This is a genomic window from Streptomyces sp. SM11 (assembly GCF_002910905.1).
Lineage (GTDB): Bacteria > Actinomycetota > Actinomycetes > Streptomycetales > Streptomycetaceae > Streptomyces.
On record NZ_NEUE01000277.1, the window covers coordinates 1 to 15,230 of the forward strand.

Below are 15,230 nucleotides of genomic sequence, written 5' to 3' on the forward strand. Positions count from 1 at the left end.
CCCGGTAGCAAGCAAGTACGAGTTCATCGATGAGATGCGGCTCGACACGGTGGAGTACGCATATAGCGTCGAGTTCATGTGCGATCACCTCGACGTGTCCAGATCCGGCTACTACAGCTGGCGCGGCCGCCCGGAATCCGCGACGGCCCAGCGGCGCGACAATGTGAAGCTGCTCATCCGTAAGGCATTCGACGATGCTGACAGCACGTACGGCTACCGGCGCGTCCACGCCCAGCTGCACCGCTGGGGCCATACCGCGGGCCTGGAGCTGGTCCGCCGGCTCATGCGCGAGCTGGGCCTTGAGCCCTGCCAGCCGAAGCCGAAGCCGAAACGCTTCGGCCTCACCCAGCACGCACCCGGCCCGGTACCGGATCTCGTCGGCCGGAACTTCACTGCCGACGCGCCGGGAGTGAAACTTGTCGATGATATCACCTACATTTCGACCGGAGAGGGGTGGCTGTATCTGGCGACCGTCATCGACTGCTGCACCAAGGAAGTCATCGGGTACGCGATGGGCGACCACTATCAAACCCCTCTCATATCCCGGGCCATCCGCAATGCGGCACGGAACAGAAAGTTCACGCCAGGTGCAATATTCCACTCCGATCGTGGAAGTAACTACATGTCAGCCGAGTTCGGGAAGACGCTGGGTCAGCTCGGGCTCCGCAAATCAGCCGGCCGCACCGGAATCTGTTTCGACAACGCCATGGCCGAGTCGTTCTTCAGTGTCCTGAAGAACGAACGTGTATCACGGATGACTTACCTGACCCGCGAGGCAGCCCGGCAGGACATCACCCGCTACATCGAATTCTGGTACAATCACAAACGCCTTCACTCGGCAGTTGGCTACCGTCCTCCGCGCGAAGTACACGCCGAGCATCAGAAGTTGCGAATCGCCGCGTGAAATCAACGGCCGAAGCCTGTCCGAAAAGCGCGAGGCCCCTCAGAATCGGGGGCCACGCCCCCGCTGAACGCTCTTGGTCAGCCGAGGAAACTCAGACGAACCTGACGGTTGTCTTTAGAGATGTTCGTGTCCACCAGGCAGACCGACTGCCAGGTCCCCAGCTCCAGCCGGCCGCCGATCACCGGCAGCGTGGCGTGCGGCGGGACCAGGGCGGGGAGTACATGGTCGCGGCCATGGCCGGGGCTGCCGTGGCGGTGCTGCCAGCGGTCGTCGGCGGGGAGAAGGTGGTGGAGGGCGGCCAGGAGGTCGTCGTCGCTGCCCGCGCCGGTCTCCAGTACGGCGATTCCGGCCGTGGCGTGGGGGACGAAGACGTTGAGCAGGCCGTCGCGGCCGGGCGCTGTGCGGGTGAGGAACTCTTCGCAGGCGCGTGTCAGATCCGTGACGCTCTCGGCCGTTCCCGTGGTGATGTTCAGGACCGTAGTGATGAAGGAATCGGACATGCCTCTATCTTCACCCACAGCGGCGAGATGACGCGTCCACGCTCCGAGACGCCATTGACCGTGTCCGGACCGGATGACCACGTTCAGCGCCGTGTTCCGATCAGCTCCGCTCACTTCGCGCGGTCACATCGATCTGCTGCCGCCGTTCCCGCCTGGCCGCTGCTGGACGCGACCGGGAGCCGAGAGCCGCCCCGGCTCGGGCGCGGGGCGCCACTGCTGCTGCTCGCGAGGGGCCGCTGAGACCTGCCGCCGCGTCGTGGACGATGCCGGGGCTCCGGGCCCTCCCCTCTCCGTACGGGAAGATCCCGGCACCTCTCGCAGTTAGTAGAAGCGTGAACATTTCTGGTGTGCGCGAGCTGGACGTGGTCGTGATCGGCGCGGGGCAGGCGGGGCTGTCCGCCGCACACCACCTGCGCCGCGTCGGACTGGAGCCGGACGGCGGCTTCGTGGTGCTGGACCATGCGCCACGGCCGGGCGGGGCGTGGCAGTTCCGCTGGCCCTCACTGACGTACGGCAAGGTCCACGGGATGCACGCGCTGCCGGGCATGGAGCTGACCGGCGCCGACCCCGACCGACCCTCGTCGGAGGTGATCGGCGCGTATTTCGCCGCGTACGAGGAGCGCTTCGACCTGCGGGTCCACCGCCCGGTGGAGGTGAGCGCCGTACGGGAGGGGAGCGGCGGGCGGCTGCTCGTGGAGACGTCCGAGGGGACGTACGCTCCGCGGACCCTGATCAACGCGACCGGCACCTGGGACCGGCCGTTCTGGCCGCGCTACCCGGGCCAGGAGACTTTCCATGGGCGGCAGTTGCACACGGCGAACTATCCGGGGCCCGAGGAGTTCGCGGGGCAGCGCGTCATCGTGGTCGGGGGAGGTGCCTCCGGTACGCAGCATCTGATGGAGATCGCCGAGCACACGGCCGACACCTTCTGGGTGACCCGCAGCGAACCGGTCTTCCACGAGGGGCCGTTCACCGAGGAGTGGGGACGGGCGGCCGTGGCGATGGTGGAGGAGCGGGTACGCAACGGGCTGCCGCCACGCAGCGTGGTCAGCGTGACCGGGCTGCCGATGACCGATGCGGTGCGGCGGGCCCGGGAGGAGGGGGTGCTGGACCGGCTGCCGATGTTCGACCGGATCACGCCGAGCGGCGTGGCCTGGGACGACGGCCGCGCTGTCGAGGCCGATGTGATCCTGTGGGCTACCGGGTTCCGGCCCGCTGTGGAACATCTGGCGCCGCTGAAGCTGCGCGAGCCCGGTGGCGGCATCCGGGCCGAGGACACCCGCGCTGTCCGCGACGGGCGCGTGCACCTCGTCGGGTACGGCCCGTCCGCCAGCACCATCGGCGCCAACCGCGCGGGCCGCGCGGCAGTCCGGTCGGTCATGCGGCTGCTGAAGGAGACCGGTGGCGAGCGGACCGACCGGGAATCCGGTGCGGCCGTCGGCGCCCGCGCCGCAGGGGTGTGAACTCCTCCGTCGGTCAGCTCGTGGTCGCGGAGCCGCGGTTGCGGTTGAACTCCTCGACGTTCCTCCGCTGCTCGTCGTAGCTTTCGGTGAACCGGGTGTCGCCGGGGCCGACCGTGACGAAGTACAGCCAGGGGCCAGGCGTGGGACTGACAGCCGCGCGCAGCGCCTCCTCCCCCGGGTTGCCGATGGGCGTCGGCGGCAGGCCCTTGATCCGGTAGCTGTTGTACGGGCTGTCCAGCTGGGTGTCGGCGGTCGTCGTGTCCAGGGTGGAGCGCTTGAGCGCGTAGTTGATGGTGGAGTCCATCTGCAGCGGCATGTCCTTGAGCAGCCGGTTGTAGACGACCCGGGCCACCTTGCCCATGTCGGACGCGGTGTCGGCCTCGGCCTGGACGATGCTGGCGATCGTGATCGTGTCGTAGACGGACACGTTGTTGCGTTGGGCGCCCGCCGTGATGTGGTCGGCGCCGAAGTGCTTGCGGGCCGTGTCGGCCATGTAGCGCAGCAGGCCGGCGGGCTCGGTCTCGGCGTCGACCGGATACGTGGCCGGAAAGAGGTATCCCTCGGGGTTGCCCGCGGCCTCGGCAGGCAGAGCCAGGTCCACCGTCGACGCGGCCTTCCGCGTACTGCCGGGCTTCAGGTCCAGCGCCCGGTCGACGGCCTCGTACACCTGCGAGGCACGACGGCCCTCGGGGATCATCAGGGTGCTCTGCGGGCTCTCCTCCTCTTTCTGCCGCTCGTCCGGTCCGGTCAGGGCCAGCGGGATCAGGACGGCGGCCGACACGACGAGCAGTGCGCCGACGACCAGGACGATCTTTCCCCGGCGGGTCGGGCGGAGCCTGCGGCGGGGGCGGGCGTCCGGGGACTCGTTCACCATGCGGGCACGTTAACCCGGGGTGTGAGCCGCTGCCGGTAGCCCGGCCACGGCGTCGGCCCGGGCGACACGAACGCCGTAGCGGGTGACCGGAACACGCGAATCCCAGAACACGCGAACACGGGATCGGGTGTTCGCTTGAACGTGTGATCGTCAGGGGATTCGTTGCTGTTCACTCGACCGGGGCGCGATGATTGCGGAGCGCAGTCAACGGGCTGCAGACCGCTACTGCACAGTCCCACAGATGCACCATGTACAAGGAGAAAGACCAGATGAACTTCCTGACCAACCTGCTTGCTGGCGTCGTCCACTTCGTGGGTTGGCTCGTCTGACCATCGCTCCACCCGGCGCCGTCGCTCCCCGTCCCACGGGAGCGGCGGCGCCGCTGCGTTCACATGTACGGAACTGGCCAGCTCATCCGCTCGCTGCGGCCGGTCCGGCGAAGGGCGGCAGTGCGGTGAAGCCGGATGCGGCCGTCACCGCCGTCGCGAGGACGTCCGGCGTCCGGCGGACCCGGGTGAGAGGGTGGTCCGGGAAGTCCGTGTCCCACTGGGCCTGGTCTGCCGCGTGGAAGGGCAGCCGCCCTGAGCCTCGGAGGCGTAGGGGCGCGGCCGGAAGTACCGGTCGGGGCCGAGCTTGGCCAGCACCACGGCTTCCCCCATGCGCCCCCGCATCGGTCAACGCCAGGGACCGGTGACCTGAAGGACCAGCGACATTCGGGGCCGTTGACATTCAGGGGCCGGTTCTGGCCGGGCGGTCAGGGGGCCGGCACCGGGGCCGGGTGGGAGTCGCGGCGGATCAGGGCGGCGTAGCGGCCGTCGCGGTCGAGCAGCTCCTCGTGCGTACCGCGCTCGACGGCCCGGCCGTCCTCCAGGACGACGATCTGGTCCGCGTCGCGGACGGTGGAGAGCCGGTGCGCGATGGTGAGCGTGGTCCGTCCGGCGGACAGGCCGTCGATCGCTCCCTGCACGGCCTGTTCCGTACGGGTGTCGAGCGCGCTGGTCGCCTCGTCGAGGATCAGCACCGGCGGGTCGCGCAGGATGGTGCGGGCGATGGCGAGGCGCTGCTTCTCGCCGCCCGAGAAACGGTAGCCGCGCTCACCGACGAGGGTGTCGTAGCCGTCGGACAGGGAGGCGATGTGGTCGTGGATCTGCGCGGCGCGGGCCGCGGCCTCGATCTCCTCCTCGGTGGCGTCCGGCTTGGCGAAACGCAGGTTGTCGGCGACCGAGGCGTGGAAGAGGTAGGTCTCCTGGGAGACGACGCCGACCGCTCGGGCGAGGGTGTCGAAGTCCAGGTCGCGGACGTCGACCCCGTCGAGCGTGACCCGGCCGCCGGTGACGTCGTACAGCCTGGGCACGAGGTAGCTCAGGGTGGACTTGCCGGAACCGGTGGATCCGACGATCGCGAGGCTGCCGCCCGCGGGTACGGCCACGTCGATGCCCGTCAGCGTCGGCCCGCTCTTCTCGTCGTAGCTGAAGTCGACGTCCTCGAAGGCGATCTCACCGCGGATCTTCTCCAGGCGGACCGGCTTCTCCGGTTCGGTGATGTCCACCGTGAGGTCGAGGTATTCGAAGATGCGCTGGAAGAGGGCGAGGGAGGTCTGCATCTGCACACCGGTGGAGAGCAGGCTGACCGCCGGGCGGAACAGCCCCTGCTGGAGCGTGACGAAGGCGACCAGTGTGCCGATGGAGACGGCGGCGGCTCCGGACGCGAAGGTGAGACCGGCCGCCCAGTAGATGACGGCGGGCATGGCGGCCATCACGATGCCGATCGTGGACATCCGCCAGCGGCCGGCCATGCTGGAGCGTACTTCGAGGTCGACCAGGCGCTCGGACTCCTCGGCGAAGCCCTGGGTGAGGGAGTCGGAGCGGCCCATCGTGCGGCCGAGGAGGATGCCGCTGACCGAGAGGGACTCGGTGACCGTGGCGGCCATCGCGGCCATCTGCCTCTGGCGCTGGGTGGTGATCTTCTTGCGCTCCCGGCCGACGCGGCGGCTGATCGCGACGAAGACCGGCAGCAGGAGCAGCGAGACGACGGTGAGCCGCCAGTCGAGGGCGAGCATGGCGACGACGGTCGCGATGACCGCCGTGAGGTTGGAGACCAGCGAGGTCGCGGTGGAGGTGACCGTCGCCTGCATGCCGCCGATGTCGTTGGCGATACGGGACTGGACCTCGCCCGTGCGGGTGCGGGTGAAGAAGGCGAGCGGCATCCGCTGGAGCTGGGTGTAGACGGCGGTGCGCAGGTCATGCATGACGCGCTGACCGACGGTGGTCGAGATCAGGGTCTGGAGCACGCCGAAGACGCTGGTCATCACAGCGGTGAGGATCATGCCGAGCGCCAGCAGGGTCAGCAGGCCCGTGCGCCCCTGCGGGATGGCGGTATCCAGGATCTCGCGCAGCAGGAACGGGGAGGCGACCGATACCAGGGAGGAGGCGCCGACCAGCAGGCCGACGACAGCGAGGCGGCCGCGGTAGGGGTGGAAGAGGCGGAGGATGCGGCGCACCTCGGCAGGCGGCCGGTCGGCGGCGGCGTGGGCATCGGGTGGGGGCGCCCACGTGGGTTCGTCGGGTTTCATGGGCTCCTTCGTCGGGCGTGAGGCATGGCTGGGCAGTCCCGGCCACACATGGAGATCCTAGCTCATTGTTACCTATACTCACAATGAACAAGGTCCTGATATTGTTCCCGTATGGACGCCCCAGATTCCCCCGGCCCGCCCGGCTCCCCGAGCTCTCACGGCTCTCCGGACTCCCCCGGCTCCCCCGATACCGACGGCATGCTCGCCGAGCAGTTGCTGCGGCTGACCCGTCGGCTGCACCGCATTCAGAGCCGCCAACTGGAGCCGATCGACATCACTCCGGCCCAGTTCCGACTGCTGCGGACGGTCGCGAGCTACGAAGCAGCCCCCCGGATGGCGGATCTCGCCCGGCGCCTGGATGTCGTTCCGCGAGCCGTGACGACGCTGGTGGACGCGCTGGAGGCGAGCGGCCGGGTCCGCCGCGCCCCGGATCCCGACAGCCGCCGGGTGGTCCGCATCGAGATCACGGACGAGGGGCGCGCCACGCTGCGGTCCCTGCGCAGCGCGCGCCGGGCGGCCGCAGAAGAGATCCTGGCTCCATTGACCACCGATCAGCGCGAGGTGCTCGGTGGACTGCTGTCCGCTCTGGTCGACGGCATGCCGGAACGCCACTGCTGAGCGCGCCGGCGCGCCACTGCCGAGCACCGCGCCGAGCCGCCGAGGAGATGGCCGACATGCCGCTGCTGGAGCCCGACCCGGAAGCCCTGCGCCCCGGAATGGCACGGGAACCCGCCCCCGACCGGGTCACCGACCGCAGCGCCGAGGGCACCCCGGAGCCGCTGCGCGGCGAGCTGACGGCGCTGCTCGGCGCGGACAAGGTGCTCTGGAAGATCTCCGACCTCGTGCGGTACGCCTCCGACGCCAGCCCCTACCGCTTCCTCCCCAAGGTCGTGCTGGTCCCCGAGGACCTCGACGACGTCTCCGCGATCCTGTCGTACGCCCACGGCAAGGGCCGTGACGTGGTCTTCCGGGCCGCTGGCACCAGTCTCAACGGCCAGGCGCAGGGCGAGGACATCCTCGTCGACGTACGCCGCCACTGGACCGGCGTCGAGGTGCTGGACGACGGGGCACGGGCCCGGATCCGGCCGGGGACGACGGTGCTGCGGGCCAACATCACCCTCGCCCGGCACGGCAGGCTGCGGGACTGATGGAGCTGAAGGCGGAGATCGAGGCGGACGGGGAGCTGGCCGCCCGGATCCGCGCCAAGTACACGATCAAGAACACCAACGGCTACCGTCTGGACGCCTTCCTCGACGGGGCGACGCCGGTGCGGATCCTGCGGGGGCTGATGGTCGGCTCCGAGGGGACGTTCGGCTTCATCTCCGAGGTCGTCTTCGACACCCTGCCACTGGACCGGCGGATCTCCAGCGCCCTGCTGCTCTTCTCCTCCCTCACCGCCGCAGCAGCCGCCGTGCCCCGGTTCAACGAGACGGGGGCCATCGCCGTGGAGCTGATGGACGGCAACACCCTGCGCGCCTCCGTCAGCGTGCCGGGCGTTCCGGCGGACTGGGCGGCCCTGCCCCGGACCACGACCGCGCTGCTGGTGGAGTTCAGGGCGGCCGACGAGGCGGGCCTGGAGGCGTTCGAACGGTCGGCCGACGCCGTCGTCGCCGGTCTGGACCTCGTCCCGGCCGCTTCGGTGACCAACGCGTTCACCCGGGACGCCGGGACGATCGCCGGGTACTGGAAGGCCCGCAAGGCGTTCGTCACGGCGGTCGGCGGGTCCCGACCCTCGGGCACCACTCTGATCACGGAGGACTTCGCGGTGCCGCCCGCTCGGTTGGCGGACGCCTGCGAGGCGCTGCTGGAACTCCAGTCGCGCCACGGTTTCGACGCCGCCGTGGCCGGTCATGCCGCGCACGGCAATCTGCACTTCCTGCTCGCGTTCGACGCGGGGAAACCGGCCGACGTCGAGCGGTACGACGCGTTCATGCAGGAGTTCTGCGCGCTGGTCGTGGACCGTTTCGACGGGTCGCTCAAGGCGGAGCACGCCACCGGACGCAATATCGCGCCGTTCCTGGAGCGCGAGTGGGGGCCGCGCGCCACCGAGCTGATGTGGCGGACGAAGCAGGTCATCGATCCCGCAGGGGTACTCGCTCCGCGCATCGTCCTGGACCGGGATCCGCAGGCCCATCTGCGAGGCCTGAAGACCATTCCGAAGGTGGAGGCGGTCGCCGACCCGTGCATCGAGTGCGGCTTCTGCGAACCGGCCTGCCCCAGCCAGGATCTGACGACCACTCCGCGCCAGCGGATCGTGCTGCGCCGGGAGATGATGCGCCAGGCGGACGGTTCGCCGGTGGAGACCGGCCTCCTGGACGCCTACGGGTACGACGCCGTGGACACCTGCGCCGGGGACTCCACCTGCAAGCTCGCCTGCCCGGTCGGCATCGACACCGGGGCGATGATGAAGGGTTTCCGGCATCGCAGGCACACACCGCGCGAGGAACGGATCGCCGCGCTCACCGCGAAGAACTTCCGGGTGGTGGAGGCCTCGGCACGGCTCGCCGTGGCGGCGGCCGACACAGTCGGGACGCGAGTGGGCGACCGCCCGCTCCAGGCCGTGACAAGGCTCGCCCGCAAGGCCGTCCGTCCCGACCTCGTACCGGAGTGGCTGCCGCAGATCCCCGGCGCGGCGGCCCGGCGGCTGCCGCGCACCGACCGTGTCGGGGCGACCGCGGTCTACTACCCGGCCTGCGTCAACCGTATCTTCGCCGGGCCGGACAGCCGCCCGGGCCTTGCCCTGGCCGAGGCGGTCGTCACCGTGTCCGGGCGGGCCGGGAAGCCGGTGTGGATCCCCGAGGACGTCGCTGGGACGTGCTGCGCGACGATCTGGCACTCCAAGGGGTACGACGCGGGCAACAGGATTATGGCGAACCGCATCGTGGAGGCCGCCTGGGCCTGGACGGCGGGCGGCACGCTGCCCCTGGTCGTGGACGCGTCCTCGTGCACCCTCGGCATCGCCGAGGAGGTGGTGCCCTACCTCTCCGGGGACAACCGGGCGCTGCACAGCGAACTGACCGTCGTGGACTCGCTGGTGTGGGCGGCCGACGAACTGCTGCCGGAGCTGACGGTGTTCCGTACCGTCGGGTCGGCCGTCGTGCATCCGACCTGTTCGATGGAGCACCTGGGTGACGTGGGGCAGTTGCGCGCGCTGGCCGAGGCCTGCGCCGACGAGGTGGTGGTGCCGGACGGCGCGGGGTGCTGCGCTTTCGCGGGCGACCGGGGCATGCTGCACAAGGAGTTGACCGATTCGGCGACGGCCAAGGAGGCGGCCGAGGTCGGCCGCCTCCCCTACGACGCCTATCTGTCGGCGAACCGGATGTGCGAGATCGGCATGGAACGCGCCACCGGACACCCCTATCGTTCGACACTGATCGAGCTGGAGCACGCCACCCGGCCAACCGTCCGCTGAGCCTCTGGCGGCAGGCGCGAACACTCCGGCCGCCCTCCCGGCGAGCACCTGGAAGAGGGTGCACAACTGAGCGTTCCGAGGCCCCGATTGGTTGAACCAGCCGGGGCTTTCGCGCGCCGTGAGGAAAGTCCAAGGTTTGAGGACGAGAGTCCAAATACCTCCCTTGCGCACCATCAGCCTCACCCTCCAGGGTCCTTACCGAGACCCGGTCCCCGCGCTCGCCATCCGTACGGTGACCGAACGCGCTCGCGCACCGTCTGAACCCCCAACCGCACCTGGAGGCTCGATGAACGACGACGCCCGGCCCGCACCGGAACCGCAGGACATACCCCCGCACACCGGCGCGGCCGACGAGGCGGCGCGGCAGGATCCCAGCCGCCGTTCGGTGCTGTGGACCACGGCGGGAGCGGCCGGTGCCGGACTCGGCCTCGGCGCACTGGGCGGGGGGACCGCATCGGCTGCCGGGGCGACCGTCCCGGCAGCCGTCACCGCCGCGGAAGCGGCCGCCGCCGCTCCTGCCCGGCAGGGCCGCACCATGGCGGGCGTCCGCTTCGAGGGGCGCTCCACGGTCCGGGTCGGCATCGTGGGCCTCGGCAACCGGGGCAACAGCATGATCGACCTCTTCCTCGCCGTCCCGGGCGTCCGGGTGAAGGCGGTCTGCGACCCGGTCCGGGACAAGGCGGAGAAGGCCGCCGCGAAGGTGACGGCCGCCGGTCAGCCCGCCCCCACCGTCTACGCCAAGGACGAGGACGACTACGAGAACCTCTGCCGGCGCGGCGACATCGACTTCGTCTATGTGGCGACGCCCTGGGAGCTGCACTTCCCGATGGCGAAGGCGGCGATGCTGAACGGGAAGCACGTCGGCGTGGAGTGCCCGATCGCCATGCGGCTGGAAGAGCTCTGGCAGCTGGTGGGCCTCTCCGAGCGGACCCGACGGCACTGCATGCAGCTGGAGAACTGCTGCTACGGCAAGAACGAGATGCGGGTGCTGCGCATGGCGCACGCGGGTCTCTTCGGCGACCTGCTGCACGGGGCGGGGGCCTACAACCACGACCTGCGCGGGCTGATGTTCGACCCCGACTACTACGAGGGGCCCGTGGCGGCGGCTGTGGCACACCCGGCTGCGCGGTGACCTCTACCCCAACCACGGGTTCGGCCCGGTCGCCAACTACATGGACGTCAACCGGGGCGACCGGGCCGTGAGCATCACGAGCATCGGCACGCCGGCCCTGGGGCTCGCCGCGTACCGCAAGGAGCACATGCCGCCCGGCGACCCCAGCTGGAAGGAGTCGTACATCGGGGCCGACCGGACGATCAGCCTCGTGCAGACGGCCAAGGGCCGGGTGATCCGGCTGGAGCACGATGTGTCGAGCCCGCACCCGTACTCCCGTACCAACAGCCTCGGCGGTACGCGGGGGGGGTGTTCGAGGACTATCCGGAGCGGATCTACCTGGGGCTGTGGAAGGAGCACGCGAACCCGCCGGGCGGCCACGGCGGCATGGACTACATGATGGTCTTCCGGCTGATGCAGTGCATGCGGCCTGGTCCCCGACTTCGACGTGTACGACGCGGCGACCTGGACGGCTCCGGTGCCGCTGAGCCATCTCTCCGTCAAGGCCAAGGGAGCGCCGCTGCCGATCCCGGACTTCACCCGGGGCGAGTGGAGGAAGGCCCGGTCCGGCATGGACTCCGAGAAGCCCGCGGAGTGACGCCCCCGGGGTCCCGGGCCGACCGGGCGCGGGACCCCGCAGGGCAGCGGATCGGGCCGGAAAACCGGTTGCCCCGGACCGGGACGAACAGGGAACCTTGCACGTCACCCCGTTCTTCGAGGTCCTTTCGGATCTCCGTTTCACAAGCCCTGGGACCTCATGCAGATTCGCGACCTTCCGTATTCGGATCCCGGCGACCCCGATGTCCGTTCAGGCCCACGATTCCTGTACTGGCTCGGGCGCAACCAGCTCGCGGGACAGCTGAAGTCCCTCTCCTGGGGGCTGCTGCACCAGCTGGGCATAGCCGGTCTCCCGGTCACCGTGGGTCTCGCCGTGCAGGCCGTCATCGACCGCTCCGGGGCGCGGCTCGCCCTGGCCGGTGGCCTCATCGTGGCCCTCGGAATCCTGATCGCCGTCGGCGACACCATGCTCCACCGGACCGCCGTGACCAACTGGATCACCGCCGCCGCCCGGGTCCAGCAGCTGCTCGCCCGGAAGACCGCCGAGCTGGGCTCGGCGCTGACGCGGCGGGTCGCGGCCGGTGAGGTCGTCGCCGTGTCGACCGGCGACGTGGAGAAGATCGGCTGGTTCGTCGAGGCGCTCTCCCGCTTCGCGGCGGCCGCCATCGCCCTCGTGGTGATCTGCGTGGGGCTGGCCTTCTACCTCCCGTCCCTCGGTGTGATGGTGGCGCTCGCCATGCCGGTGCTCGCCCTGGCCGTGCTGCCGTTGCTGCCGCGCGCCACCCGGCGCGCCGACGAGCAGCGCGAGAAGGCCGGGAAGGCCACCGAGCTGGCCTCGGACACGGTCGCCGGGCTGCGCGTGCTGCGCGGCATCGGCGGCGAGCAGCTGTTCCTCGGCCGCTACCGGCGCGCCTCCCAGGAGGTACGCGGGGCAGCCGTGCGCAGCGCCAGGATGTGGGCGCTGATCTCGGCGGTGCAGGTGCTGCTGCCGGGGATCCTGCTGATCTCCCTGGTCTGGTACGGGGCGACGCTGGCCCGGGACGGCCACATCGACGTCGGCCAGCTCGTCACCGTCTACAGCGCCGCCACCCTGATGCTGTTCCCTCTCCGTCACTTCGAGGAGATCGCGATGGCCTACTCCTTCTCGCGGCCCTCCGCCCAGCGTGCGGTGCGGGTGCTGTCGCTGCGCCGCAGTTCGCGGGAGGCCACCGTCGAGGGTGTGACGCCCTCGGGCGATCTGTACGACCCGGCGACCGGTCTGATGGCCCCCCGCGGGCAGTTCACCGCCATCGTCTGCGGCGATCCGGACGAGGCGGGCCTGCTGGCCGAACGGCTCGGCGGGCACGCGGAGACCGGCGAGGAGGACGGCGAGAAGGCTTCGGCGAAGGTGCCGTCGGTCCTGCTCGGCGCGGTCGCCCTGGACGAGATCCCGCTGGACGCCGCACGGGCCGCGGTGCTGGTTCAGGACAAGGACCCGGTGCTGCTGTCCGGCACGCTCCAGGAGCTGCTGGACATACCGTCCTCGGGCCTGGTCACCGCCGAGGCGGCGTTGGAGGCGGCCCAGTGCGGCGATGTGCTGAGCGCCCTGGCACAGGCCTCCCCCGACAAGGACGGGGACCCGATGCGGACCCGGATCACCGAGCGCGGCCGGTCCCTGTCCGGCGGCCAGCGCCAGCGCCTCGCGCTGGCCCGGTCGCTGGTCACCGACCCGGAGGCGCTGGTGCTCGACGAGCCGACCTCGGCGGTCGACTCGCACACCGAGGCGCGGGTCGCCGCCGGGATCGCGAAGCTGCGCCGGGGCCGCACGACGGTGGCGTTCGCCTCGTCGCCGCTGCTGCTCGACGCCGCCGACCGGGTGGTCCTCGTCCACGCGGGCACCGTGGTCGCCGTGGGGGACCACCGCGACCTGCTGCGCACCGAACCGCGCTACCGGGCGGTCGTCACCCGGGAGACCGACGACGAGGCGGCGGTGTCCGCACCGGACACCGTGACGGACATCGAGGCCGTCCCCGCCATGAAGAGCATCCAGAAAATCGAGGAGAGGGCATGATCGGCGTCGCACCCCCGGCGTACGACCCCGCGGCCCCGGAGTCGGCGACGACGCTGCCCGTGGGCACGCCGACGACCGTGCGGAGCTACGTACGGAGTCTGCTCCGCCGGCACCGCAGGGCGTTCGTCATCCTGATCGCGGTCAACGCGGTGGCGGTGATCGCCTCGATCACCGGGCCGTATCTGTTGGGCGGGCTGGTCGAGGACCTGTCCAACGGCGTCACCGACCTGCACCTGGAGCGCACCGCCGCGATCTTCGCGGTCGCGCTGGTCGTCCAGACCGTGTTCACCCGCAGCATGCGGCTGCGCGGGGCGATGCTGGGCGAGGAGATGCTCGCGGACCTGCGTGAGGACTTCCTCGTACGGTCCGTCGGGCTGCCGCCCGGGGTTCTGGAGCGGGCCGGGACGGGCGATCTGCTGTCCCGGATCACCACGGACATCGACCGGCTGGCGAACGCGATGCGGGAAGCCGTGCCGCAGTTGGCGATCGGCGTCGTGTGGGCCGGGCTGCTGCTCGGCGCGATGACGGTGACCGCTCCCCCGCTGGCCCTGGCCGTGCTGGTCGCGCTGCCGGTGCTGATCGTGGGCTGCCGCTGGTACTTCCGCCGGGCCCCATCGGCGTACCGCTCGGAGGCCGCCGGCTACGCCGCCGTCGCCGCGATGCTCGCGGAGACCGTGGACGCCGGGCGGACCGTGGAGGCGCACCGCCTCGGCGGCCGCCGGGTGGCGCTGTCGGACCGGCGGATCACTCAGTGGACGGCCTGGGAGCGGTACACGCTGTTCCTGCGCTCGGTGCTGTTCCCCGTGATCAACGCGACGTACGTGACGATCCTCGGCGCGGTCCTGCTGCTCGGCGGCTGGTTCGTGCTGGAGGGCTGGATCACGGTCGGGCAGCTGACGACGGGGGCGCTGCTGGCCCAGATGATGGTCGATCCGATCGGTCTGATCCTGCGCTGGTACGACGAGCTCCAGGTCGCCCAGGTGTCGCTGGCCCGGCTGGTCGGCGTCCGGGAGATCGAGCCGGACGCGGGCGACGCCGGGGTCGGTCCGGACGGCCGGGACGTGCGGGCGGACGAGGTCCGCTTCGGGTACCGGGAGGGCGTCGACGTCCTGCACAAGGTGTCGCTCGACGTGGCTCCGGGCACCCGGATCGCTCTCGTCGGACCCTCCGGCGCGGGCAAGTCGACGCTGGGCCGCCTGCTGGCGGGGATCTACGCGCCGCGCACCGGTGAGGTGACGCTCGGCGGGGCGGAGCTGTCGCGGATGACGGCGGAACGGGTCCGCGAGCATGTGGCCCTGGTCAACCAGGAGCACCACGTCTTCGTGGGTTCGCTCCGGGACAACCTGCTGCTGGCCCGCGACGGGGCGAAGGACCCGGAGCTGTGGGCGTCGCTGGCCGCGGTCGACGCGGACGGCTGGGCGATGGCCCTGGAGGAGGGGCTGGACACGGAGGTCGGCTCGGGCGGGTTCGCGCTGACCCCGGCGCAGGCCCAGCAGATCGCGCTGGCCCGTCTCGTGCTGGCCGATCCGCACACGCTGGTGCTGGACGAGGCGACCTCGCTGCTGGACCCGCGAGCCGCCCGCCACCTGGAGCGTTCACTGGCCCGGGTGCTGGAGGGCCGCACGGTCGTGGCCATCGCGCACCGGCTGCACACCGCGCACGACGCGGATGTGATCGCGGTCGTGGAGGACGGCCGGATCAGCGAGCTGGGCAGCCATGACGAGCTGGTGGCGGCGGACGGCGCGTACGCGTCCCTGTGGCGGTCCTGGCACGGGTGAGACACCCG

General features: G+C 70.8%; 8 protein-coding genes and 3 pseudogenes. 7 read left to right on the forward strand and 4 right to left on the reverse strand.

All coding sequences use genetic code 11. The features are described 5' to 3' along the window. Positions 1-904 (forward strand): IS3 family transposase (locus tag B9S58_RS30075; protein WP_103535105.1); only part of this gene is annotated, 904 nt, incomplete at its 5' end. A 77-nt stretch (positions 905-981) separates the two neighbouring features. Here B9S58_RS30075 and B9S58_RS30080 read toward each other — a convergent pair. Further along, a complete protein-coding gene (locus B9S58_RS30080; protein ID WP_103535106.1) occupies positions 982-1,404 on the reverse strand; it encodes a secondary thiamine-phosphate synthase enzyme YjbQ in 423 nt (140 codons plus the stop codon). Between the two features lie 332 nt (positions 1,405-1,736). On the opposite strand from B9S58_RS30080, the gene B9S58_RS30085 reads away from it, so the two are divergent. Further along, complete coding sequence (locus B9S58_RS30085) at positions 1,737-2,867, forward strand: NAD(P)-binding domain-containing protein (RefSeq protein WP_103535107.1); 1,131 nt, start codon at positions 1,737-1,739, stop codon at positions 2,865-2,867. A gap of 13 nt (positions 2,868-2,880) precedes the next feature. Here the strand turns inward: B9S58_RS30085 and mltG are convergent, their stop codons facing one another. The 3 genes and pseudogenes from mltG to B9S58_RS30100 all read right to left on the reverse strand — a co-directional run bounded on the left by mltG (position 2,881) and on the right by B9S58_RS30100 (position 6,313). Further along, positions 2,881-3,741 (reverse strand): endolytic transglycosylase MltG, encoded by an 861-nt coding sequence (gene mltG, locus B9S58_RS30090; protein ID WP_103535108.1) that lies wholly within the window; start codon positions 3,739-3,741, stop codon positions 2,881-2,883. Positions 3,742-4,152: 411 nt separating this feature from the next. Next, a pseudogene (locus tag B9S58_RS39615) lies at positions 4,153-4,400 on the reverse strand (hypothetical protein); the annotation flags it as partial. A 95-nt stretch (positions 4,401-4,495) separates the two neighbouring features. After that, entirely contained in the window at positions 4,496-6,313 is a 1,818-nt protein-coding gene (locus tag B9S58_RS30100; RefSeq protein WP_103535109.1) for an ABC transporter ATP-binding protein, read from the reverse strand. 111 nt (positions 6,314-6,424) lie between these two features. On the opposite strand from B9S58_RS30100, the gene B9S58_RS30105 reads away from it, so the two are divergent. The 5 genes and pseudogenes from B9S58_RS30105 to B9S58_RS30125 all read left to right on the forward strand — a co-directional run bounded on the left by B9S58_RS30105 (position 6,425) and on the right by B9S58_RS30125 (position 15,222). Then, positions 6,425-6,931, forward strand: coding sequence for a MarR family winged helix-turn-helix transcriptional regulator (locus tag B9S58_RS30105; RefSeq protein WP_181009509.1), 507 nt, complete (start codon positions 6,425-6,427; stop codon positions 6,929-6,931). 56 nt (positions 6,932-6,987) lie between these two features. Further along, positions 6,988-9,725: pseudogene (locus tag B9S58_RS30110) on the forward strand (FAD-binding and (Fe-S)-binding domain-containing protein). Between the two features lie 286 nt (positions 9,726-10,011). Next, positions 10,012-11,434: pseudogene (locus B9S58_RS30115) on the forward strand (Gfo/Idh/MocA family protein). A 159-nt stretch (positions 11,435-11,593) separates the two neighbouring features. Continuing rightward, positions 11,594-13,444, forward strand: coding sequence for an ABC transporter ATP-binding protein (locus tag B9S58_RS30120; protein ID WP_103535111.1), 1,851 nt, complete (start codon positions 11,594-11,596; stop codon positions 13,442-13,444). Beyond that, positions 13,441-15,222 (forward strand): ABC transporter ATP-binding protein, encoded by a 1,782-nt coding sequence (locus tag B9S58_RS30125; RefSeq protein WP_103535112.1) that lies wholly within the window; start codon positions 13,441-13,443, stop codon positions 15,220-15,222. Before B9S58_RS30120 ends, B9S58_RS30125 begins: the two co-directional genes overlap by 4 nt. The last annotated feature ends 8 nt before the right edge of the window (positions 15,223-15,230 follow it).